This window comes from Nonomuraea sp. NPDC050202 (assembly GCF_040656115.1).
In the GTDB taxonomy this organism is placed as follows: Bacteria; Actinomycetota; Actinomycetes; order Streptosporangiales; family Streptosporangiaceae; genus Nonomuraea.
Window position 1 is genome coordinate 553,135 of the sequence record NZ_JBFALF010000002.1, and the last position, 20,138, is coordinate 573,272.

Here is a 20,138-nt window from a genome sequence, read left to right on the forward strand (position 1 = left end):
CCCCCGAATGGTCGGGGAACTACCCGTCGATCACCCACGTATTCCCGGGTCAGGGCTCACAGGCGCGGGTCTACAGGCTCCGACTCCAGGGCGAGCACGGCGAAGACCGGCTCGTGCACCCGCCAGCCCGCCTCCCCCTCCGCCAGCCGCGACAGCGCCTCCAGGCCGAGGACGTACTCGCGCAGCGCCAGCGACCGCTTCTTGCCGAGGAAGCGGCGCCGCAGCACGTCCAGCGACTCGGTGTAGTCGGGGCCGTAGATGATGCGCAGGTACTCGCGCCCGCGCACCTTGACGCCCGGCTGCACCCGGCCGGGCACGTACGCCGCGGGCTTGACCACCATGCCCTCGCCTCCGGCCGCCGTCATCGACTCCCACCACGCGGTCGCCCCGGCCCTGGACTCGGGCGAGTCCAGCGAGACGAAGACGTGCCGGGTCGCGGTGATCAGCGGCGAGTCGAGCAGGGCCAGCGTGGACAGGTGCCAGGCGTGCGGCTCCAGCGCCGTGGTCCGCCCCTCGCAGGCCAGGATCTGGAACGGCGCCACCCGGATCCCCTCCAGGCCGTCGACGGGCCAGCAGTAACGGGCATAAGCGTCGCGGAACAGGGCAGCATTGCGGGAGCGGCGGCGGGTGCGGTCGAGCAGACCGCTCACACCCAGCCCGCGCCCGGCCGCCGCCTCAAGAGCCGCGACCGCCTCCGGCAGCGCGGCGCCGGCGGCCGCGCCGACCGAGGCGTACTGCGACCTGATCAGCTCCCCGGCCTTGGCCGACCAGGGCAGCAGCTCGCAGTCGAGCACCACCCAGTCGGAGCCCAGCTCGGCCCACAGCGGCGCGCACGCCTCGCGCAGCCGCTCCACCAGCGGCGCGGTGTCGCTGAAGAACGGCCGCCCGGTACGGGTGTAGAGCGCGCCCGCGCTGCCGTCGTCCACCCCGAACCTGGCCGCGGCCACCTCCGGCGTACGGCACAGCACGGCCACGGCCCGCGAGCCCATGTGCTTCTCCTCGCACACGACCTCGCTCACCCCGGCCGCCGCGAACTCCTCGAACGCCTCGTGCGGGTGCTCCAGGTAGCCGTCGAGCCGGGAGGTCTCCGGCGGCGCCATGGTCGGCGGCAGGTACACCAGCCAGCGCGGGTCCACCGCGAAGCGGCTCATGACCTCCAGCGCGGCGGCGGCGTTCTGCTCCATCACCTTGACCCGGGAGCCGAACCTGGTCTCCACGTGCCGGGTGCCGATCACGTCGTTGATGTCCAGCATGCCCGGGTCGCGGCCGCCGGCGGCCGACAGCGGCTTGGCCGGCTCGTACCAGACCTTCTCCGCCGGGACCTGGACGAGCTGGCGCTCGGGGTAGCGCAGCGCCGTCAGGTGACCGCCGAACACGACACCCGTGTCGAGGCAGATCGTGTTGTTGACCCATTCGGGGTGAGGGGTGGGGGTGTGGCCGTAGACGACCATGGCGCGGCCGCGGTACTCGTCGGCCCACGGGTAGCGGACCGGCAGGCCGTACTCGTCGGTCTCGCCGGTCGTGTCGCCGTACAGGGCGAACGCGCGCACCCGGCCCGAGGCGCGGCCGTGGTACTCCTCCTTGAGCCCCGCGTGCGCGACGACGAGCCGGCCGCCGTCCAGCCGGTAGTGGCTGAGCAGGCCGTCCATGAACGCCCTGGCCCGCGCCACGAACTCGGGCGGCTGCGCGGCGAGCTGGTCGAGCGACTCCTGCAGGCCGTGCGCGACCTTGACCTTGCGGCCGTTGAGCGCGCGCACCAGCTTCTGCTCGTGGTTGCCGGACACGCAGATCGCGGTGCCGGCCTCGACCATGTCCATGACCAGGCGCAGCACGCCCGGCGTGTCGGGGCCGCGGTCCACCAGGTCGCCGACGAACACCGCCGTACGCCCCTCGGGATGCCGCAGCCCCTGCCAGCCCAGCTCGCGCAGCAGCGTCTCCAGCTCCGAACGGCAGCCGTGCACGTCGCCGATGATGTCGAACGGGCCCGTCAGCTCCGTCTTGTCGGACCACGCCTTCTCGTACGCGATCGTGGCGGCCTCGATCTCCTCCAGGCCGCGCAGCACGTGCACCCGCCTGAAGCCGTCGCCGGAGATCTTGCCGAGCGAGCGCCGCAGGTCCTTGCGCTGCCTGATGACCACGCCGGGGCCGAAGTCGCGGTCGGGGCGGGCGGCGTTGCGCTCGATCGCCACCTCCTCCGGCACGTCCAGGACGATCGCGTCGGCCAGCACGTTGTGCCGCCTGGCCAGGTCGATGAGGCTCTTGCGGGCGGCGTACTGGACGTTGGTGGCGTCGACCACCGTGAGCAGGCCCCTGGCCAGGCGCACGCCGACGATGTGGTGCAGCAGGTCGAAGGCCGCCGGGGTGGCCGCCTGGTCGTTCTCGTCGTCGGCGACCAGGCCGCGGCAGAAGTCGGAGGAGATGACCTGCGTGGGCTTGAAGTGCCTGCGCGCGAACGTGGACTTGCCGCTGCCGGACACGCCGACGAGCACCACGAGGGAGAGCTCAGGAACGCTGATCACGGGTGAACACTCCCATCTGGGTCGGGGGGCCGACCTCGGGGTCGTCGTCGCCGACCGGGACGAAGGCGACCTGGTAGCCGTACTGGGCGGCCACCCGGGTGGCCCAGCCGGCGAACTCGGCCCGGGTCCACTCGAAGCGGTGGTCGGGGTGGCGCAGCCCGGTCAGGAACTCGTAGCGGACGTTGTGCTCGATGTTGGGGGTGGTGACCAGCACGTGCTGGGGCTTGGCGCGGCCGAACACCACGCGTTCGAGCGCGGCCAGGCGCGGCGGGTCGACGTGCTCGATCACCTCCATGAGCACCGCGGCGTCGTAGCCGGACAGGCGCTTGTCGGTGTACGTGAGCGCGCCCTGGAACAGCGTGAGCCGGGCGCGCTTGGCGTCGGGCATGCGCTCCAGGCGCAGCTTGCGGGCGGCGATGGTGAGCGCCATCGGCGAGACGTCCATGCCGCCGACCCGGGCGAACCTGGGCCTGGCCAGCAGCGCGCCGACCAGCTCGCCCTGGCCGCAGCCGAGGTCGATCACGCTGACCGCGCCGAGCTCCTCCAGCTTGGCCAGGATGGCCTCGCGCCGCATGAGGTTCAGCGGCTTGGCCTTGGGCTCGGCCGCCGCCTGCTCCTGAGCGGTGGCCTGGGCCTCGGCCCCGGTTTCAGCGGTGGCTTGGGCTGGGGCTTCGACGGCGGCCTGAGCGGCGGACCCGGTCTCGGCTTCGGCGGCGGTCTCGGCTTCGGCGGCGGCTTCGGCGGCGGCCTCGGCTTCGGCGGCGGCCGCCTCGTCGGCGGCCGTGACGTCGGCGGGCGCGTCCTCCTCGACCGCGGGCTCCAGCTCCTCCTCCGTCTCGTCGCCCAGCTCGGCCAGCCGCGCCAGCGCCGTACGGGCGAGGGCCCAGCGCCGCCCCAGGTACCGCCGGGTGATCAGGGCCCGCTCGGGATGGCCGCCCAGCCAGCCCTCACCGGCCCTGATCAGCTTGTCCACCTCGTCGGGCGCGACCCAGTAGTGCTTGCCGTCGTCGAGGACGGGCAGCAGCACGTACAGGTGGTTGAGCGCGTCGGCCAGGCGGGTGGTGCCGCGCAGGGTGAGCCCGACATATCGGGACTCGCCCCACTCGGGGAAGCTCTCGTCCAGCGGCACGGGCCGCGCGTCCACCTCCCAGCCGAGCGGCTCGAACAACCGCCGTGCCAGGTCGGGCCCGCCCCGGCAGGGCAGCGCGGGCAGCCGCAGCTCCAGCGGCAGCGGCGTGCCGGGCAGTTCGGGCCTGGCCTTGCACCGCCCGGCGCGGGCCGTGCGGAACACGTCGGCCAGCGCCACGGCCAGCAGCGACGAGGCCGCGTACGGGCGGTCGTTCACGTACTGCGACAGGCTGAAGTCGGGGGAGTTCTTGCCGCGTGACCTGACCAGCGCGATCGGATCCACCTCGAGCATGAGCGCCGCCGTGCAGCGCTCCTCGCCCGCCTCGGGATAGAACACCGTGGCCGTGCCGAACGACTGGCTGAACTCCTGCACGCGCTCGGGATGCTTGTGCAGGAGAAAGCCGAGGTCGGTGGCGGGCCTGGCGGTGGTCGTGATCGTCAGCAGCACGCCCCAAGTCTGCCGTAATCCAGCAAAGCGCCGCCAACCGATTACTACCGGCGAAACGCCGCGAACGGGGCATGGGCCGCGAACCGCGTACTACACGTGCGGCAGCACCTCGGCGGCGATCAGCTCCAGGTGGTCCAGGTCGCCGAGGTCGAGGATCTGCAGGTAGATCCGCTCGGCCCCGAGCTCGGCGAACTTCCCGATCTTGGCCACGATCTCGTCCGGGGTGCCCGCCAGGCCGCTCTCGCGCAGCCGGTCGGGGTCCTCGCCGATGGCGGTCGCGCGCCGCTCGACCTCCGCGCGGTCCTTGCCGACCACGGTGGTCTGCGCCGCCGACAGCCGCACGGTACGCCCGGTCGCCTCGCACGCCTGGCGCACCCGGTCGAACGCCGCACCGGTGTCGGACACCGTGTGGAACGGCACGTTGTACTCGTCCGCGTACGTGGCCGCCAGGCGCGGCGTGCGCTTGGTCCCGACCCCACCGATGATCACCGGCGGGCGCGGCCGCTGGGCCGGCTTGGGCAGCGCGGGGGAGTCGGCCAGCCGGTAGTAGCTGCCCTCGAAGGAATAGGTGTCCTGCGCGGTCCACAACCCGGTGACGATCTCCAACTGCTCCTCGAACCGGCCGAAGCGCTCGCTCACCGGCGGGAACGGGATGCCGTAAGCCGAGTGCTCGCCGTCGAACCAGCCGGTGCCGAAGCCCAGCTCAACCCGGCCACCGCTCATCTGGTCGACCTGCGCCACGCTGATCGCCAGCGGCCCCGGCAGCCGGAAGGTGGCCGGCGACACCAGCGTGCCCAGCCTGATGCCTGAGGTCTCCCTGGCCAGACCGGCAAGCGTGATCCACGCGTCGGTCGAGCCCGGGCCCTGGTCGCCCGGGCCGATGCGCTGGTAGTGGTCGGACCGGAAGAAAGCGTCGAAACCCAGCCGTTCGGTGGCCTGGGCGACGGCGAGCAGGTCGTCATAGGTCGCGCCCTGCTGGGGCTCGGTGAAGATCCGCAGCTTCATGGTCCACATTATCCGCACACAACGGACGCGAACCGGAAAAGGCCCGCGCCGCGCCGTACGGGCTTGCTAACGTTCGAGCGCCAGAGCTGTACGTAGCCGACCGAACACTCGGGGTGGCCCATGCCTCGGCACAAGAGGGAGCCCGGCCTGCTCCCGCGCCCGCTCGCCGTTCTCGGGGCGCTCGCGCTCGCCGCCGGCACCGCCGCGGTGGTGCGCCTGCTGCCGGCGGACGCCGCTCCGCCGCCGCGCGCCCCGGTCGCGCGCCCGCCCGCCACCACTCCGGCGTCGCCCGCGGGGCGAGCGTCCGCCGCGTTCGTGGCGTTCGTGGACACCGCCCGCCAGCCCACGTTCGACCTGCCCGCGCAGGCCCGCCGCACCGGGGTGCGCCGGTACGCGCTCGGCCACCTGGTCGCGGGCGGCGACGGCTGCTCGCCCAAGTGGAGCGGCCTGCTGGACCGGGACGGCGCTGCCTCTCCCGGCCGCACGGGGCCGGCGGACGGGGACGGCGCTGCCTCTCCCGGCCGTACGGAGCCGGTGGACGGGGACGGTTCTGCCTCTCCCGGTCGTACCGGGCTGGTGGATCCGGACAGCGTCCTCGCCGCCGACCGCACCGGGCTCGTGGACTCGGACGGCACCCTCGCCGCCGACCGCACGGGCCTGCTCGACCCGGGCAGGAACCCGGTGGCCAACCGGATCGGGCGGCTCAGGGCGCTGGGCGGCGACGCCGCCCCCGTGTTCGGCGGGCCCGCCGGGCCCGAGCTGGCCGCCACCTGCACCAAACCGGGCGGGCTGGCCGCGGCCTACCGCCGGGTGGTCGGCGCGTTCGACGCCGCCGCCGTGGACTTCGAGGTGCGCGACAGCGCCGACCGGGCCGCGGTGCTGCGCCGCGCGCGCGCCATCCACGCCATGCAGCGCGAGCGGCGGCTGCGGGTCAGCTTCACGCTGCCGCTGCGGCGGGACGGCCTGGCCCCCGGCGACGCCGCGATGTTGCGCGCCACCCGCGAGGCGGGCGCCGAGGTCGAGACCGTCAACCTGCTGGCCCCCGTCGAGCCGCGCTCCACCCGGGGCGCGCGCCTGGGCCTGGTGGCGGCGTCCGTACGCGCGGCGGCCGAGCAGGTCGCGCGGGCCCACGGGCTGGCCGACCCCGGCCAGGTGTGGCGGCGCATCGCGCTGACCCCCGTGCTGGCGGACGAGGGCGACCTGAGCGAGCGCGACGCCCGCACGCTGACCGGCTACGCCGCCCGTCACGGCCTGGCGTGGTTGTCACTGCGCGGAGTAACCCCGAAGCCGGACGTGTCACGAATTCTTTGGGCGACTCCGCCCTGAAGATAGGATTTCGCTGACCGGGGAGGTTCCATTCAGCAGGGGGAGGGCGTGATGGCGACGCGTCCCGACACCGCGAGGAAGATCCTGCTGTACTGGATGGACGCCGCGCTGGGCCTGGTGTGGTTCATGTCCGTCGCGTTCATCGCCGAGGACGCGATGCGTGGCGAGCTATCCGTCGCCAGAGCGGCGGTCAACGTCGTCCTGGTGACCGCCTTCTTCGGGCTCAGCCCCTTCCTGCTGCACGAGGCCTTCGAGCACCGCCCCAAGCCGACGCTGAAGTTACTGCTCGCGGGGGTGCTCTCGGCGGCGCTGTTCGTGCTGTCTCCTCTGGGCGGCGCGTCGGCGGCCATGTGGCTGCAGACCATGACCATGTGGGCGTCGCTGGCCGCCCTCTACCTCAAGCCGCGCGTGACGATCGTGCTGGCCGCGTTGCTCGTCATCGTGGTCACCGCCCACGCCGGCCTCGTCGTCGGCCTGCCCTGGCAGGGCATCCTGGCCGGCCAGCTGATCAACTCCGTGCTGATGATCGGGGCCATGCTCGTGTGGCGCTGGCTCTGGTGGGTGATCAGGGACGCGTACATGAGCCGCGAGGCCGTGGCCAGGCTGGCGGTGGCGGAGGAGCGGCTGCGCTTCGCCCGCGACCTGCACGACCTGCTCGGGCACAGCCTGTCAGTCATCACGCTGAAGAGCGAGCTGGCCGCCAAGCTGGCGACCAAGGACACCGGACGGGCCGCGGCCGAGATGGCCGAGGTGCGCGCGCTCGCCGGAGAGTCGCTGTTCGAGGTGCAGCAGGCGGTGCACGGCTACCAGGCACTCGACCTGGAGGAGGAGCTGGCCGGAGTGCGCGCGGCGCTGGAGGCGGCCGGGGTTCGCTGTGCGATCGAGGCCAGGACCGACAGCCTGTCGCCGTCGGCCAAGATGCTGCTGGCCTGGGCGGTCCGCGAGGGCGCCACGAACATTCTCAAGCACAGCGCGGCCACGCGGTGCGAGATCAAGATCGACGAGGGGGTGCTGGAGATGCTCAACGACGGGGTCACGGAGCTGGCGGTGGCGCCCGGGAGCGGCCTGCGCGGCCTGTCGGAGCGGCTGGTCACCGTGGGTGGTTCCTTCTCCGCCGAGCCCACGCCGGGCGGGCGGTTCCTCCTGCGCGCGGTGGTGCCCGCGTGAAGGTCCTCGACCGCGTCCGGCACGCGTCCAAGCTGACCAAGGTCCGCTGGCTGATCGTCTACTGCACGGACTTCGTGCTCCTGATCCCGCTCTTCGGCTACTTCGACCTGTACATCCGCTGGCGGGAGGCGGCCGCGCCGTGGCCGCTGATCGCCCTCGGCGTCGTCCTGCTGCTGGTCTTCAACGTGCTGAGCACCCGGCCGTTCAGGATCGCGGTGCGCGGGGAGAGACGTCCCACGGCCATCCTGGCGATCACCGGGACGATCGCCCTGCTGCTGGCCGCGGCGGGGCAGGTGTTCGCGCTGCCCACCTGGCTGGCGCTGCTGGCGCCGTTCGTCCGCAAGCGCACGATCATCGCCGTGTCCGTCACGTCGATCGTGCTGTTCAACGTGTACGCGAGCTTCGCCGACGGTTTCCTCGTCCCCCTGCTGCTCCTGGTGCAGTCCGTCTTCACGTTGATCTCCGTCGGCGCGGTGCTGGCCAATCTCAAGCTGTGGCAGCTCACCAAGGAGGCGCACGAGGGGGAGGAGGCGATGGCCAAGCTGGCCGTCTCGGAGGAGCGGCTGCGCTTCGCCCGCGACCTGAACGACCTGCTCGGCCGCAGCCTCACCGACGTGGCGACCAGGACCGAGCACGCCGAACGGACCCTGGCCGCCGATCCGGAGGCGGCGGCGGCCGAGATGTTCGAGGTGCGCGACCTGTCCAGGAGGTCGCTGCGTGAGGTGCGCACCGTCGTGCAGAACTACCGGGCCATCGACCTGGACGAGGTGCTGGCCAGCGTGCGCGCGGTGCTGGAGGCGGCCGACGTGCGCTGCACGGTGCGGGCCGACATCGGCTCGCTGCCGCCCGAGACCAGGACGCTGCTGGCCACCGTCGTACGCGAGGGCGCGACGAACGTGCTCAAGCACAGCAAGGCCGAACGCTGCACGATCACGATCGAGAACGGGGTGCTGGAGATGTCCAACGACGGTGTCAGCGGACCGGTCGGCGAGCACGCGCCGATCGGCCTGGCGGGGCTCGCGCAGCGGGTGCGCGCGGCGGGCGGCACCCTGCAGGCCGAGCCCGCGCCCGGAGGCCGGTACCTGCTGCGGGCGGCGGTGCCCGCATGACGACCCGCGTGCTGCTGGCCGACGACGAGCACCTGATCCGCGGCGCCATCGCGGCCCTGCTCGACCTGGAGGACGGCATCGAGGTCGTCGCCCAGGTGGGCAGGGGCGACGAGGTGGTGGGCGCGGTCGCCGAGCACCGTCCCGACGTGGCCGTGCTCGACATCGAGATGCCCGGCATGGACGGGCTCAGCGCGGCCGAGCAGATCAGCTCCCAGTGCAAGATCGTCATCCTGACGAGCCTGGGCCGGCCCGGCTACCTGCGCAGGGCCATGGCGGCGGGCGTCAGCGGCTTCCTCGGCAAGGACGCCTCGGCCGAGGAACTGGCGATGGCCATCCGCAAGGTCCAGTCCGGCGGCCGCTACCTGGACGCGGAGCTGGCGGCGGCGGCGATGGCGGCCGGCGACAGCCCGCTGACCGAGCGCGAGCGCGACGCGCTGCGCCTGGCCGCGGAGGGCGCCACGATCTCCAGGATCGCCGGCGAGCTGCACCTGACCGAGGGCACGGTACGCAACTACCTGTCCAGCGCGATGACCAAGCTCAACGCGCAGAACCGGCTGGAGGCCATCCGCACGGCCCAGCAGATGGGCTGGCTCTGACACCAGGCACATCGGCACAGAAGGCCTGTCCGCTCCGGCACTGAGCCCAGGCCCTCCTCCGGGCTGTACTCATCTTCGGCCGCCGAACGCGGCGGCCTGTCATCCGACAGAGGGGGATGTATGAGTACGACACGGGGGACCGGCAGCCGGTCGAGGGCCACCGTCCTGCGCCGGCACGGGGTGCGGGCGCTGACGGCGGGCGCCACGGTGGCGGCCGCCGCGGCCGCCTCGCTGCTCGCCGTCGCCGGACCGGCTCACGCCGCCGCCAACGTGACCGTCTCGGCGCCGCTGCTGCAGATCACCGCGGACGCCGCCGCCGACGCGATCACGATCACGCAGGTGGGCGGCAGGCTGGTGGTCAGGAACGACGGCGGGCTGCTGTTCCCCGGCGCCGGCTGCACGGCGACCGCCAAGAACGTGTCGGTCTGCGACGCCGATGGCGTCACCACGATCGTGGCCGACATGGGCGCCGGGAACGACACGCTGACGAACAGGACCACGCTGCGGTCGAGGGTCGTCCTCGGGGCGGGCTCGGACCTGTTCTTCGGCGGGACGGCCACGGACCAGGCGGCCGGCGAGGCCGGCGACGACCGGCTCGCGGGCCGGACGGGCGACGACGTGCTGATCGGCGGCGACGGCGCCGACAGCGCGAACGGCGGTGACGGTGCCGACAAGTGCGACGCCGAGACCGTCACGCTCTGCGAATAGCGCGAAGCGGCGCTCCCGGGCCGCCGGGAGCGCCGCCGCTCGATCCCGGGCGGTTCAGCAGTTCACGGCGGCGGAGTTGCTGCGGGCCTTGTAGGAGCAGGAGTCGACGAGCCTGGCGCCGGGGTTGCGCACGTAGGCGGTGTCCTGGTCGTTGTTCCACACGTACTGCTTGCGGTTCCAGAACACGCTGCTGGTGCCGTCGTTCCCCTGCCCGGTGCGCAGCGTGATCCGCTTCCTGGCCCCCAGCACCACGTCGGCGCCGAACTCGTAGGTGTAGCCCGTCTTGTCCCGCACGCTCCACCCCTTGAGGTCGATGGCCTTCCTCGTGGTGTTGAGCAGGGTGATGTACTCGGCGTTCAACGAGCTGTTGGAGCGCCGGTCCGCCCCCGGAGAGTCGTAGGAGATCGTCACGATCCGGAGGGCGGGGGCGGCGGCCTGGGCGGGCAGCGTCGCGCCGAGCGTCGCAGCCGCGGCGAGCAGCGCCGCGAGCGTGGAGGCAAGTCTCACCGTTGAGTTCCTTCACGAATGTGGCGAATGTGACGGAAGTAGGACGGCGGAGCGCGTCGCCTGGTTGGCACGTGACGGAGGTCGAACCGGTTGGCCGGCGGGTTCGGAGAGCGTTTCCGGGACACGTCTCGAAAGCGTCACGGCTCTTGACTGTACGGACATGCGGAATTTACGTTCGCGGTACTTATCCGGTTCAGCAGGCCCTTCCGGGCCCGCGCTTGATGAACAGAGAAATCGGTCACCGGCCTTTATGCGCGGGCGCTTTCTGCGTCAGCGCTGGGAGCGCTCCCAAAGGTCGATTCGGGGGTCTGACAGGTGCACGTACCCTTCGCGCCAGGCGCGGAGGAAGGAGAGAAACGATGCGTAACCGGGCTCGGATCATGATTCCGCTCGTGGCGGCGGGCCTGCTCGCCGCGGCCTGCTCCGGTGGCGGAGCCACGCCGACCCCGCCGGCCTCCCAGCCGCAGAGCCAGGGTGCCGCGGCCAGTGCCAACCCCGACCAGCTTCCGCGCAACGAGACGCTCTACACCACGGGCACCCAGTGGGGGCCGCCGCCGAACTTCAACCCGATCAGGGAGTGGGACTCGGCGGTCGGCACCAAGGGCCTGGTGTACGAGACGCTCTTCCACTACGACCCCAACGCGGCCAAGCTCAACGGCTGGCTGGCCGAGAGCGGCTCGTGGACCGACGACACCACCTACCAGGTCAAGCTGCGTCCCGGGATCAAGTGGTCGGACGGCCAGCCCTTCACCGCCAAGGACGTCGTCTTCTCCTTCGAGCTCGGCAAGATGGAGACCATCCCCTACCACCACCTGTGGGACTGGCTGAAGACCGTCGAGGCGGTCGACGACCAGACCGTGAAGTTCACCTTCTCCAAGGCCAACTACCAGCAGTGGGACTTCAACCTCTACAGCCGCTCCATCGTCCCCGAGCACATCTGGAAGGGCCGCTCGGAGAAGGAGGTGCTCGACGGGATCAACGAGAACCCGGTGGGCACGGGCGCGTACAAGTTCCTCAGCAAGGACCAGGACCGCGTGGTCCTGCAGCGGCGCGACGACTGGTGGGGCAAGACGGCGCTGAACATGGAGCCCAAGCCGCGCTACATCGTCGACATCGCCACGCCCAGCAACGAGGTCGCGATGGGCATGCTGCTGCAGAAGGGCCTGGACCTCAGCAACAACTTCCTGCCCGGCGTGGCCAACCTGGTCAAGGGCAACTTCGGGCTGACGACGTACTACAACGAGCCCCCGTACATGTTGTCGGCCAACACCGCGTGGCTGGTGCCCAACACCACGAAGAAGCCCATGGACGACCCGGCCTTCCGCAAGGCGCTGGCCTCCTCCGTGGACGTCAAGAAGATCGTCGAAAGCGTGTACGGCAACCTCGTCAAGGCCGCCAGCCCCACCGGCCTGCTGCCCCAGTGGGACAAGTACGTGGACCAGAACGTGGTCTCCTCCTCCGGCTTCACCTTCGACGCCGCCAAGGCCAAGAAGCTGCTGTCCGACGCCGGGTACAAGGACACCGACGGCGACGGGTACGTCGAGAACAAGGACGGCTCCAAGATCAGCCTGACCCTGATCGTGCCGTCGGGCTGGACCGACTGGATGGAGTCGGCCAGGTCCATCTCCGCCAGCGCCAAGACCGCCGGCATCCAGATCACGCCCGAGTTCCCCGACTTCAACGCGCTGGTCGAGCAGCGCGCCAAGGGCGACTTCGACCTGCTCATCAACAACGAGCGGCAGCTGTCGAACTCGCCGTACACCTACTACGAGTACATGTTCCAGCTCCCGGTGCAGAAGCAGCAGAACACCGTCAACTTCGCCCGCTACGAGAACGAGCAGGCCTGGAAGCTGGTCCAGGACCTCGACCAGGTGAAGACCGACGACACGGCGGGCATGCAGAAGATCATCTCCCAGCTCCAGCAGATCCACCTCGACGACATGCCGGTGATCCCGCTCTGGTACAACGGCCTGTGGGCGCAGTCGAGCACCAGCGTGTGGAAGAACTGGCCTTCCGCGGCGGGCAGCGCGCCCAAGACCGGCGCGGTGATGTGGCGCAACTGGCTCGAGCTCGGCGGCTTCGAGACGCTCACGCAGCTCCAGCCCGCCGCCTCCTGACGAGCCGACCGGACGAACCCCCGATCCCTCCGCCCCGCGTATCCCCGGGGCGGAGGGAACTCCCAGGAGACAACACACGTGCGTCGTTATTTCGGCAGGAAACTGCTCATCTACGGACTGACCTTCTTCGTCGCCGTCACGGTCAACTGGATGATCCCGCGCTTCATGCCGGGCGACCCGGTCGCCAGCATGGTCGCGCGGGCCAACGTCACCAAGCCCGAGGCCGTGGAGGCCATGCGGGCCTACTACACCAGCCTGTTCGGGCTCGATCAGCCGCTGTGGCAGCAGTACCTCAACTTCTGGGGCGCGCTGCTGCGGGGGGACTTCGGGGTCAGCATCTGGCTGTTCCCGACGCCGGTGAGCGATGTGATCACCCAGGCGGTGCCGTACACGCTGGCTCTGATCGTGCCGTCGGTGCTGCTGAGCTGGGTGGTGGGCAACCAGTTCGGCGCGTACGCGGCCCGGCGCAAGCTGCTCGACAACACCGTGCTGCCGGTGGGCTACTTGCTGACGGCGATGCCGTACATGTGGCTGGCCGTGCTGCTGGCCTGGGCGTTCGGCGTGATACTCGGGTGGTTCCCGGTGGCCGGCGGCTACAGCTTCTCGATGCGGCCCAACTGGTCGTGGACGTTCGTGCTCGACCTGCTGCACCACTGGGCGCTGCCGTTCCTGTCGCTGTTCCTCGTGGCGCTGGGCGGCTGGGCCATCGGCATGCGGAACATGATCATCTATGAGCTGGAGTCCGACTACTCCAACTACCTGTCCGCGCTGGGCGCGCCCAGCAGGCTCATCCGCCGCTACGCCTTCCGCAACGCCGTGCTGCCCCAGATCACCGGCCTGGCCCTGCAACTGGGCGTGCTGGTGGCCGGAGCGCTGGTCACCGAGATCGTCTTCGCCTATCCGGGCCTGGGCAGCCTCATCCTCAAGTCCATCCAGAACAAGGACTTCTTCCTCCTGCAGGGCACGTTCCTGTTCATCGTGCTCGGCGTGCTGATCGCCAACTTCATCATCGACATCGTCTACGTCGTGGTCGATCCGCGGACCAGGGCGGGAATGGCGGGTGCGCAGGCATGACGACACTTCAGGAAGTCGCTCCGCGCGAGCCGGCCGGGGTGCGGCGCGAGGCCCTGTACTTCGCGGTGCGCAACGGCAAGCTGATGGCCGGCTTCGGCATCGTGCTCGTGCTGCTCCTGCTGGGGCTGTTCGGCCCCGTGCTGTTCTCCGGCACCCCCAACGACTACGGCCCCAAGCCCATGAGCCCGCCCTCGGCCGAGCACTGGTTCGGCACCACCACGTTCGGCCAGGACGTGTTCCTGCAGTTCGTGTACGGGCTGCGCAGCACGTTCGCGGTCGGCGTGGTCGGCGGCGGCATCGCGGCGGTCATCGGCATGCTCGTCGGGTTCGTGGCCGGCTACCGCGGCGGGATCGTGGACGAGGTCCTCAACATGCTGACCAACGTCATCCTGGTCATCCCCACGCTGGCCGTGCTGCTGATCATCAACGCCTACCTGGGCATCCGCAGCGTGGCCGTGCAGGGCCTGTTCATCGGGCTGACGCAGTGGCCGTGGGCGGCGCGGGCGATCAGGGCGCAGACGTTCTCGCTGCGTACCAGGGAGTTCGTGGACCTGGCCAGGATGAGCGGCGCGGGCACCGGCCGGATCATCGCCAGGGAGATCGCGCCGAACATGAGCTCCTACCTGTTCATGACGTTCATCCTGCTGTTCGGCGGCTCGGTGCTGATCGCCTCCTCGCTGGACTTCATCGGCCTCGGCCCCACCGAAGGCGTCTCGCTCGGCCTGATGTTGCAGAACGCCAACCAGTGGAGCGCCCTCCAGCTCGGCCTGTGGTGGTGGTTCGTGCCGCCCGGCGCGGCCATCACGGCCATCGTGGGCGCCCTGTACGTGGCCAACGTCGGGCTCGACGAGGTCTTCAACCCGAAACTGAGGGAGACATGAGTCTGCAGGTCAGCGAGCTGAAGGTGCACTACAGGACGCTCAAGGGAGACGTGCGCGCCCTCGACGGCATGACGTTCGAGCTGCGCGACGGGGAGATAATCGGCCTCGTCGGCGAGTCGGGCTGCGGCAAGAGCACGCTGGGCAAGTCGCTCATCCGCATGGACGGCCGCATGCGCCGCACGGGTGGCACGGTCGTGCTCGACGGCCGGGAGCTGCCCATCGACGACGACCGGGCGATGAACGAGTTCCGCTTCCGCGAGGTCTCCCTCATCCCGCAGTACGCCATGAGCGCGCTCAACCCCACCCGCAAGATCCGCAGGATGGTGACCGAGCTGCTCAGGTCGCGCGGCGCCACGCTCGACCTGGCCGAGCTGGAACGCCGGATGTCGCAGGTCGGCCTGCCCCGCGAGGTGCTCGACCGCTACCCGATCGAGCTGTCGGGCGGCATGAAGCAGCGCATGGTGATGGTCATCTCCACGCTGCTGGACCCGTCCCTGCTGATCGCCGACGAGGTCACCTCCGCGCTCGACGTCTCCACCCAGAAGGCCGTCGCCCGCGCCCTGCTCGGCTTCCGCGAGAGCGGCTACGTCAAGAGCATGATCTTCGTCACCCACGACCTCGCGCTCACCCACCACATCGCCGACACGATCATGGTCATGTACGCGGGCAGGCTGGCCGAGAAGGCGCCCGCCGACGTGATCGTCAAGGCGCCGCGGCACCCGTACACGAAGCTGCTGCTCGACTCCCTGCCCGCGGTGGGCGTCCGCTACGCCGACCGCAGGCTGGAAGGCATCGCCGGGAGCCCGCCGTCGCTGCTGAACCCGCCCGCCGGCTGCCGCTTCCGCGACCGCTGCCCCATCGCGGGCGAGCAGTGCGCCGAGGACCCGCCGGTGACCGAGCTCGCCCCCGACCACCACGTAGCCTGCTGGAAGGCCTGATGCTGAAGCTCCACGACGTCACCAAGGAATTCCGGGTCGGCGCCTTCGGCGGCAAGAGCGTCGCGGCCGTCAAGGGCGTGACGTTCGAGGTCGTGCCCGGCGAGGTCGTCTCGCTGATCGGCGAGAGCGGCAGCGGCAAGAGCACGATCGGCCGGATGATCCTCGGCCTGAACTCGGTCACCAGAGGCTCCATCACCTTCGACGGCCTGCCGGTGCGCTCCGGCAAGGAGTACTACCGCCGCGTCCAGGGCATCTTCCAGGACCCGTTCAGCTCCTTCAACCCCGTGTTCAAGGCCGACCGGGTGTTCGCCATGATCAAGGAGGCGTACTTCCCCGCCGTGCCGGCGCCCGAGTGGGCCGAGCGGGTGAGCACGGCCCTGCGCGACGTGCGGCTCAACCCCGACCAGGTGCTCGGCAAGTACCCGCACCAGCTCAGCGGCGGCCAGCTCCAGCGCCTGCTCATCGCCCGCGCGCTGCTGCTGGACATCAAGCTGCTGGTCGCCGACGAGATCACCAGCATGCTCGACGCCTCCACCCGCATCGACGTGCTCAACCTGCTGGCCGAGCTGAAGGCCCGGGGGCTGAGCGTGCTCTACATCACGCACGACCTGTCGCTGGGCAACTACCTCGCCGAGCGCACGGTGGTGCTGCGCAAGGGCAGCGTGGTGGAGATGGGCCTGACCGAGCGGGTCTTCGGCGATCCGCTGCACCCGTACACGCGCGAGCTGCTGTCGGCCGTGCCGCGCCTGCACGAGCCCTGGGACGACGCCGCGCCCGTGGAGGCCTGCCTGTACCACCGGAAGGGCGGCTCAGGCGGCCTGTACGAGGCCGAGCCCGGGCATCTCGTGGCGTGCGCCCAGCTCGAGACCTGCTAAGGAGAGCTTCTTGAAGTACCGCCCGCTGCACAGCGGCTGGACCCTGTCGTCGCAGGACCTGGCGGAGATCCCGGCGAGCGTGCCCGGCTGCGTGCACACCGATCTGCTGGCGGCCGGGGTGATCGAGGATCCGTACCTGGACGGCAACGAGCACCGGCTGGCCTGGATCGGCCGTACGGAGTGGACCTACCGCACGGCGTTCACCTGGTCGCCGGACGAGCACGAGCGCACCGACCTGGTGTGCGAGGGCCTCGACACGGTCGCCGCGATCACGCTGAACGGCGTGCTGATCGGCGAGACCGCCAACCAGCACCGCTCCTACCGCTTCCCCGTCCGCCACCTGCTGCGCGAGGGCGCCAACGAGCTCGTCGTGCGCTTCTCCTCGGCCTACGGCCACGCAGAAGGGCTGCGGGCGGCGCTGGGGGAGCGGCCGGGCGCCTACGACGAGCCGTACCCGTTCATCCGCAAGATGGCCTGCAACTTCGGCTGGGACTGGGGTCCCACCCTGGTGACGGCGGGCATCTGGCGGCCGATCGGGCTGGAGAGCTGGTCGGGCGCCCGGCTGGCCGAGGTGCGCCCGCTCGCCCGCGCCGACGGCCGGGTGGAGGTGCACGTACGCGTCGAGCGCACGACCGAGGAGCCGCTCACCCTCACCGCGCGGATCGCCGGCCGCACCGCGGAACACCGCCTGGACGGGCGCGCCGGCGTGGTGGAGCTGCGCGTGCCCGAGCCCGCGCTGTGGTGGCCGCGAGGCCACGGCGAGCAGCCCCTGTACGACCTGACCGTGCGCCTCGGGGAGCAGGAGTGGCGCGGCAGGATCGGGTTCAGGGACGTCGAGCTGGACCGCGAGGCGTTCAAGCTCACGATCAACGGCGTGCCGGTGTTCGTCAGGGGCGTCAACTGGATCCCCGACGACTGCTTCCCCGCCCGCGTCACCAGGGAACGCCTGGCCGAACGGTTCGCGCAGGCCACGGCCGCCGGGGTGAACCTGCTGCGGGTGTGGGGCGGCGGCCTGTACGAGTCGGAGGACTTCTACTCCCTGGCCGACGAGCTCGGCCTGCTGGTCTGGCAGGACTTCCCGTTCGCCTGCGCCGCCTACCCCGAGGAGGAGCCGCTGCGCTCCGAGGTCGAGGCCGAGGCCAGGCAGAACGTCGCCAGGCTGGCCGCGCACCCGAGCCTGGTGCTGTGGTGCGGCAACAACGAGAACCTGGAGGGTCACGCCGACTGGGGCTGGCGGGAGAAGCTGGCGGGGCGGAGCTGGGGCGCCGGCTACTACTACGACCTGCTGCCGTCGATCGTGGCCGAGCTGGACCCCACCCGCCCGTACTGGCCCGGCAGCCCCTACTCGGGCGCCCCCGGCCTGCCCCCGAACGATCCGGCCCGGGGCACGATCCACATCTGGGACGTCTGGAACCGCGAGGACTACCGCCGCTACGCCGCCTACCGGCCGCGCTTTGTAGCCGAGTTCGGCTTCCAGGGGCCGCCCTCCTACGCCACGCTGCGCCGCGCCTCCTCCGACGAGCCGCTCACGCCCGGCTCCGCCCACCAGAAGGCCATCGACGGGCAGGCCAAGCTGCTGCGCGGCCTCGGCGACCACCTGCCGCGGCCGGAGACGTTCGACGACTGGCACTACCTCACGCAGCTCAACCAGGCCCGCGCGATGGCGTTCGGCATCGAGCGGTTCCGCGCGCTCATGCCGCACTGCATGGGCACGATCGTCTGGCAGCTCAACGACTGCTGGCCGGTCACGTCCTGGTCGGCGGTCGACGGCGACGGGCGGCGCAAACCGCTGTGGTACGCGCTGCGCCGCGCCTACGCCGACCGGCTGATCACCGTCCAGGACGGCGAGGCGGCCCTGGTCAACGACACCGACGAGCCCTGGTCGGGGGAGCTGCGCCTGGAGCGGCGAGGTCTCGACGGCCGGCCGCTGGCCAAGGAGGTCGTCGCCGTGCACGCCGCGCCCAGGTCGGTGCTCAGGGTGGCGCTCCCGCCGTCGGTGGCCGAGCCCGACGACCCGGCCCGCGAGCTGCTCACGGCCCGCCTGGACGGCGCGGGCAGCGGAACGGGCAGCGGCACGGGCGCCGGGGCGGGCGGCGGCGTGGTCGGCGGGGTGAGCGCCGGGGCGGGCGGCGGGGTGAGCATCGTGCGCGGCTACGCCGAGGACCCGGCCGTGGCCTACCCGCCGGCCGCCTACGACGCGCACGTGGAGCGCTCGCCGGGCGGCTACCGGGTGACGATCACCGCGTCGAGCGTGCTGCGCGAGCTGGCGCTCTTCCCCGACCGGCTCGATCCCGCCGCGAGCGTGGACGACCAGCTCGTCACGTTGCTGCCGGGGCAGAGCGCCGTCTTCGAGGTGACCACCGGGCGCGAGCTGGACCCGGGCGCGCTGACCCGCTTCCCGGTCCTGCGATGCCTCAACGAGGAGGTCAGATCCTGAACTCCTCGGTACGGTGCGCGTAGGCGGGCAGCGCGGCCCGCATCTCGTCGGTGATCGTCGGCGGCGGCAGCGGCACGATCTCGCGCTCGTGGAAGTCGCGCACGTCCTCGCCCTCGTCGAACAGGGTGCGGACCGCGTGCAGGCAGGGCTCGACGACGTCGCGATCGGTGATCCGGCGGCCGCCGCGCCCGCCGCCGTACTCGTCGTACAGGACCTCGTACATCAGGGACGGGGAGAAGATCACCAGCTCCGGCAGCGGATCGAGGTCCGCCACGCGGGCGGCGGGCACCACCCGGCAGGGGGAGCCCGCCGCGGCGCGCAGCGCCAGGACGTGCATCTCCCACTGCAAATAGGGGGTGACCGGCAGCTCGGCCACGCGTAACCGCCTGACCGGCTGGTAGCGGCGGAAGTAGTCGGACAGCGGGCCCGCCATGGCGTGGACGAGGGCCAGCGACCGCTCCCAGTCGCCGTCCATCATGGCCCGCCAGCTCGCCACGTCGGGCTCGTAGAAGTCCTGCGCGCGCTCCAGCTTCCACATCGGCTCGGCGCAGGCCGCGTGGTCGCGGTCGAACCCGGCTTGGTACTCCGGCACGTCCATGACGACGCCGCCGGCACCCGCGACGGCGGCGAACGGGTTCGTGAGGCGGACCGGAGTGCCCTGCTCGGCCATGTGGGTGTCCCTTTCGCGTCGAAGGCCCGCCCAGATCATCAGGTGGGCCCCTGACAGGGTCAAGGCCCAAAAAGGATCAGGGCGGGGCCCTCAGCCGCGGTGGTGGAAACGCCGGTGCACCAGACTGAACACCACCGCCCCCAGCCACACCACGAACAGCACCTTGAAGATCCCGAAGCCGCCCACGATCAGCCCGATCACCATGAGCGCGCCCAGCACGGGCAGGATGGGGTGCGGCCCGCGGCGGTGCCCGTGCCCGTGCCTCCTGGCCATCCAGGCGGCGCGGTGCATCTCCCGCTGCGCGTGGCGCATGGCCTGCATCTGCGCCCGGTGGGCGTGCGCGGCCGCGTGCCAGTCGCCCATCCCGTACGGCGAGGCGGGCTCACGGTAGGCCGGCTCCTGCCCCGGGAGGTCGGCCGTCACCTGCGCGAGGTCGCGGGCCGTCTTGGCGGCCAGCGTGCTGTCGAGGCGCTCGTCGAGCTCCTCGTGGGTCAGGCGGCCCTGCGCGAAGTGCTCGCGCAGGGCGGCCATCGTCTGCTCGCGCTCGGCGTCGCCGATGCGGAGATCGTTGCGGTCCATCCCGGGCTCCTCGCTCTCCCCGAACCGGCGGCTGTCCGGTGCGACGCCGGCCAT

Annotated in this window: 17 protein-coding genes; 11 read left to right on the top strand and 6 right to left on the bottom strand. The window is 71.4% G+C overall.

The window, feature by feature from the left end; all coding sequences use genetic code 11:
• Window positions 1-56: 56 nt before the first annotated feature.
• The 3 genes from AB0I79_RS07835 to AB0I79_RS07845 all read right to left on the bottom strand — a co-directional run bounded on the left by AB0I79_RS07835 (window position 57) and on the right by AB0I79_RS07845 (window position 5,100).
• Window positions 57-2,519, bottom strand: a complete 2,463-nt coding sequence (locus AB0I79_RS07835) for a polynucleotide kinase-phosphatase (protein ID WP_357868479.1) — start codon at window positions 2,517-2,519, stop codon at window positions 57-59.
• On the bottom strand, window positions 2,503-4,095 hold the full coding sequence (locus AB0I79_RS07840) for a 3' terminal RNA ribose 2'-O-methyltransferase Hen1 (RefSeq protein WP_357868482.1): 1,593 nt from the start codon (window positions 4,093-4,095) through the stop codon (window positions 2,503-2,505). Before AB0I79_RS07840 ends, AB0I79_RS07835 begins: the two co-directional genes overlap by 17 nt.
• A gap of 90 nt (window positions 4,096-4,185) precedes the next feature.
• The gene (locus AB0I79_RS07845) at window positions 4,186-5,100 is read right to left on the bottom strand and encodes an LLM class F420-dependent oxidoreductase (RefSeq protein WP_357868485.1); all 915 of its coding nucleotides are present in this window, start codon (window positions 5,098-5,100) and stop codon (window positions 4,186-4,188) included.
• Window positions 5,101-5,220: 120 nt separating this feature from the next.
• Here AB0I79_RS07845 and AB0I79_RS07850 point away from each other — a divergent pair, with 120 nt between their 5' ends.
• The 5 genes from AB0I79_RS07850 to AB0I79_RS07870 all read left to right on the top strand — a co-directional run bounded on the left by AB0I79_RS07850 (window position 5,221) and on the right by AB0I79_RS07870 (window position 10,006).
• A complete protein-coding gene (locus AB0I79_RS07850; protein WP_357868487.1) occupies window positions 5,221-6,426 on the top strand; it encodes a hypothetical protein in 1,206 nt (401 codons plus the stop codon).
• A 51-nt stretch (window positions 6,427-6,477) separates the two neighbouring features.
• Window positions 6,478-7,593, top strand: a complete 1,116-nt coding sequence (locus AB0I79_RS07855) for a histidine kinase (RefSeq protein WP_357868490.1) — start codon at window positions 6,478-6,480, stop codon at window positions 7,591-7,593.
• Window positions 7,590-8,702, top strand: a complete 1,113-nt coding sequence (locus tag AB0I79_RS07860) for a histidine kinase (protein WP_357868493.1) — start codon at window positions 7,590-7,592, stop codon at window positions 8,700-8,702. The genes AB0I79_RS07855 and AB0I79_RS07860 overlap by 4 nt, the downstream gene beginning before the upstream one ends.
• On the top strand, window positions 8,699-9,298 hold the full coding sequence (locus tag AB0I79_RS07865) for a response regulator transcription factor (protein WP_185102564.1): 600 nt from the start codon (window positions 8,699-8,701) through the stop codon (window positions 9,296-9,298). The genes AB0I79_RS07860 and AB0I79_RS07865 overlap by 4 nt, the downstream gene beginning before the upstream one ends.
• 120 nt (window positions 9,299-9,418) lie before the next feature.
• Window positions 9,419-10,006: a hypothetical protein gene (locus AB0I79_RS07870; protein ID WP_357868496.1), complete on the top strand. Its 588-nt coding sequence runs from the start codon at window positions 9,419-9,421 to the stop codon at window positions 10,004-10,006.
• A gap of 54 nt (window positions 10,007-10,060) precedes the next feature.
• On the opposite strand, the gene AB0I79_RS07875 is transcribed toward AB0I79_RS07870, so the two are convergent.
• Window positions 10,061-10,513 (bottom strand): lamin tail domain-containing protein, encoded by a 453-nt coding sequence (locus AB0I79_RS07875; protein WP_357868498.1) that lies wholly within the window; start codon window positions 10,511-10,513, stop codon window positions 10,061-10,063.
• A gap of 359 nt (window positions 10,514-10,872) precedes the next feature.
• On the opposite strand from AB0I79_RS07875, the gene AB0I79_RS07880 reads away from it, so the two are divergent.
• From AB0I79_RS07880 to AB0I79_RS07905, 6 genes are all read left to right on the top strand, one after another.
• A complete protein-coding gene (locus AB0I79_RS07880; RefSeq protein ID WP_357868501.1) occupies window positions 10,873-12,630 on the top strand; it encodes an ABC transporter substrate-binding protein in 1,758 nt (585 codons plus the stop codon).
• Window positions 12,631-12,708: 78 nt separating this feature from the next.
• On the top strand, window positions 12,709-13,704 hold the full coding sequence (locus tag AB0I79_RS07885) for an ABC transporter permease (RefSeq protein ID WP_357868504.1): 996 nt from the start codon (window positions 12,709-12,711) through the stop codon (window positions 13,702-13,704).
• Entirely contained in the window at window positions 13,701-14,585 is an 885-nt protein-coding gene (locus AB0I79_RS07890; RefSeq protein WP_357868506.1) for an ABC transporter permease, read from the top strand. Before AB0I79_RS07885 ends, AB0I79_RS07890 begins: the two co-directional genes overlap by 4 nt.
• Window positions 14,582-15,523, top strand: coding sequence for an ABC transporter ATP-binding protein (locus AB0I79_RS07895; RefSeq protein WP_357868509.1), 942 nt, complete (start codon window positions 14,582-14,584; stop codon window positions 15,521-15,523). The genes AB0I79_RS07890 and AB0I79_RS07895 overlap by 4 nt, the downstream gene beginning before the upstream one ends.
• Entirely contained in the window at window positions 15,523-16,398 is an 876-nt protein-coding gene (locus AB0I79_RS07900; RefSeq protein WP_357868511.1) for an ATP-binding cassette domain-containing protein, read from the top strand. Before AB0I79_RS07895 ends, AB0I79_RS07900 begins: the two co-directional genes overlap by 1 nt.
• A 10-nt stretch (window positions 16,399-16,408) precedes the next feature.
• Window positions 16,409-18,835: a glycoside hydrolase family 2 TIM barrel-domain containing protein gene (locus AB0I79_RS07905; protein WP_357868514.1), complete on the top strand. Its 2,427-nt coding sequence runs from the start codon at window positions 16,409-16,411 to the stop codon at window positions 18,833-18,835.
• Here AB0I79_RS07905 and AB0I79_RS07910 read toward each other — a convergent pair.
• Together AB0I79_RS07910 and AB0I79_RS07915 are read right to left on the bottom strand one after the other, a co-directional pair.
• Entirely contained in the window at window positions 18,825-19,505 is a 681-nt protein-coding gene (locus tag AB0I79_RS07910; RefSeq protein WP_357868517.1) for a DUF6879 family protein, read from the bottom strand. The two genes, AB0I79_RS07905 and AB0I79_RS07910, sit on opposite strands and share 11 nt — an antisense overlap.
• Before the next feature lie 90 nt (window positions 19,506-19,595).
• Entirely contained in the window at window positions 19,596-20,138 is a 543-nt protein-coding gene (locus AB0I79_RS07915) for a DUF1707 domain-containing protein (protein ID WP_357868519.1), read from the bottom strand.

Excerpts from the sequence above, each read along its gene's own strand:
- AB0I79_RS07895 (WP_357868509.1), top strand. The coding sequence starts at position 14,582 with ATGAGTCTGCAGGTCAGCGAGCTGAAGGTGCACTACAGGACGCTCAAG.
- AB0I79_RS07845 (WP_357868485.1), bottom strand. The coding sequence starts at position 5,100 with ATGAAGCTGCGGATCTTCACCGAGCCCCAGCAGGGCGCGACCTATGAC.
- AB0I79_RS07850 (WP_357868487.1), top strand. The coding sequence starts at position 5,221 with ATGCCTCGGCACAAGAGGGAGCCCGGCCTGCTCCCGCGCCCGCTCGCC.
- AB0I79_RS07900 (WP_357868511.1), top strand. The coding sequence starts at position 15,523 with ATGCTGAAGCTCCACGACGTCACCAAGGAATTCCGGGTCGGCGCCTTC.
- AB0I79_RS07910 (WP_357868517.1), bottom strand. The coding sequence starts at position 19,505 with ATGGCCGAGCAGGGCACTCCGGTCCGCCTCACGAACCCGTTCGCCGCC.
- AB0I79_RS07870 (WP_357868496.1), top strand. The coding sequence starts at position 9,419 with ATGAGTACGACACGGGGGACCGGCAGCCGGTCGAGGGCCACCGTCCTG.
- AB0I79_RS07880 (WP_357868501.1), top strand. The coding sequence starts at position 10,873 with ATGCGTAACCGGGCTCGGATCATGATTCCGCTCGTGGCGGCGGGCCTG.
- AB0I79_RS07855 (WP_357868490.1), top strand. The coding sequence starts at position 6,478 with ATGGCGACGCGTCCCGACACCGCGAGGAAGATCCTGCTGTACTGGATG.
- AB0I79_RS07890 (WP_357868506.1), top strand. The coding sequence starts at position 13,701 with ATGACGACACTTCAGGAAGTCGCTCCGCGCGAGCCGGCCGGGGTGCGG.
- AB0I79_RS07915 (WP_357868519.1), bottom strand. The coding sequence starts at position 20,138 with ATGGCCGGCGTCGCACCGGACAGCCGCCGGTTCGGGGAGAGCGAGGAG.
- AB0I79_RS07865 (WP_185102564.1), top strand. The coding sequence starts at position 8,699 with ATGACGACCCGCGTGCTGCTGGCCGACGACGAGCACCTGATCCGCGGC.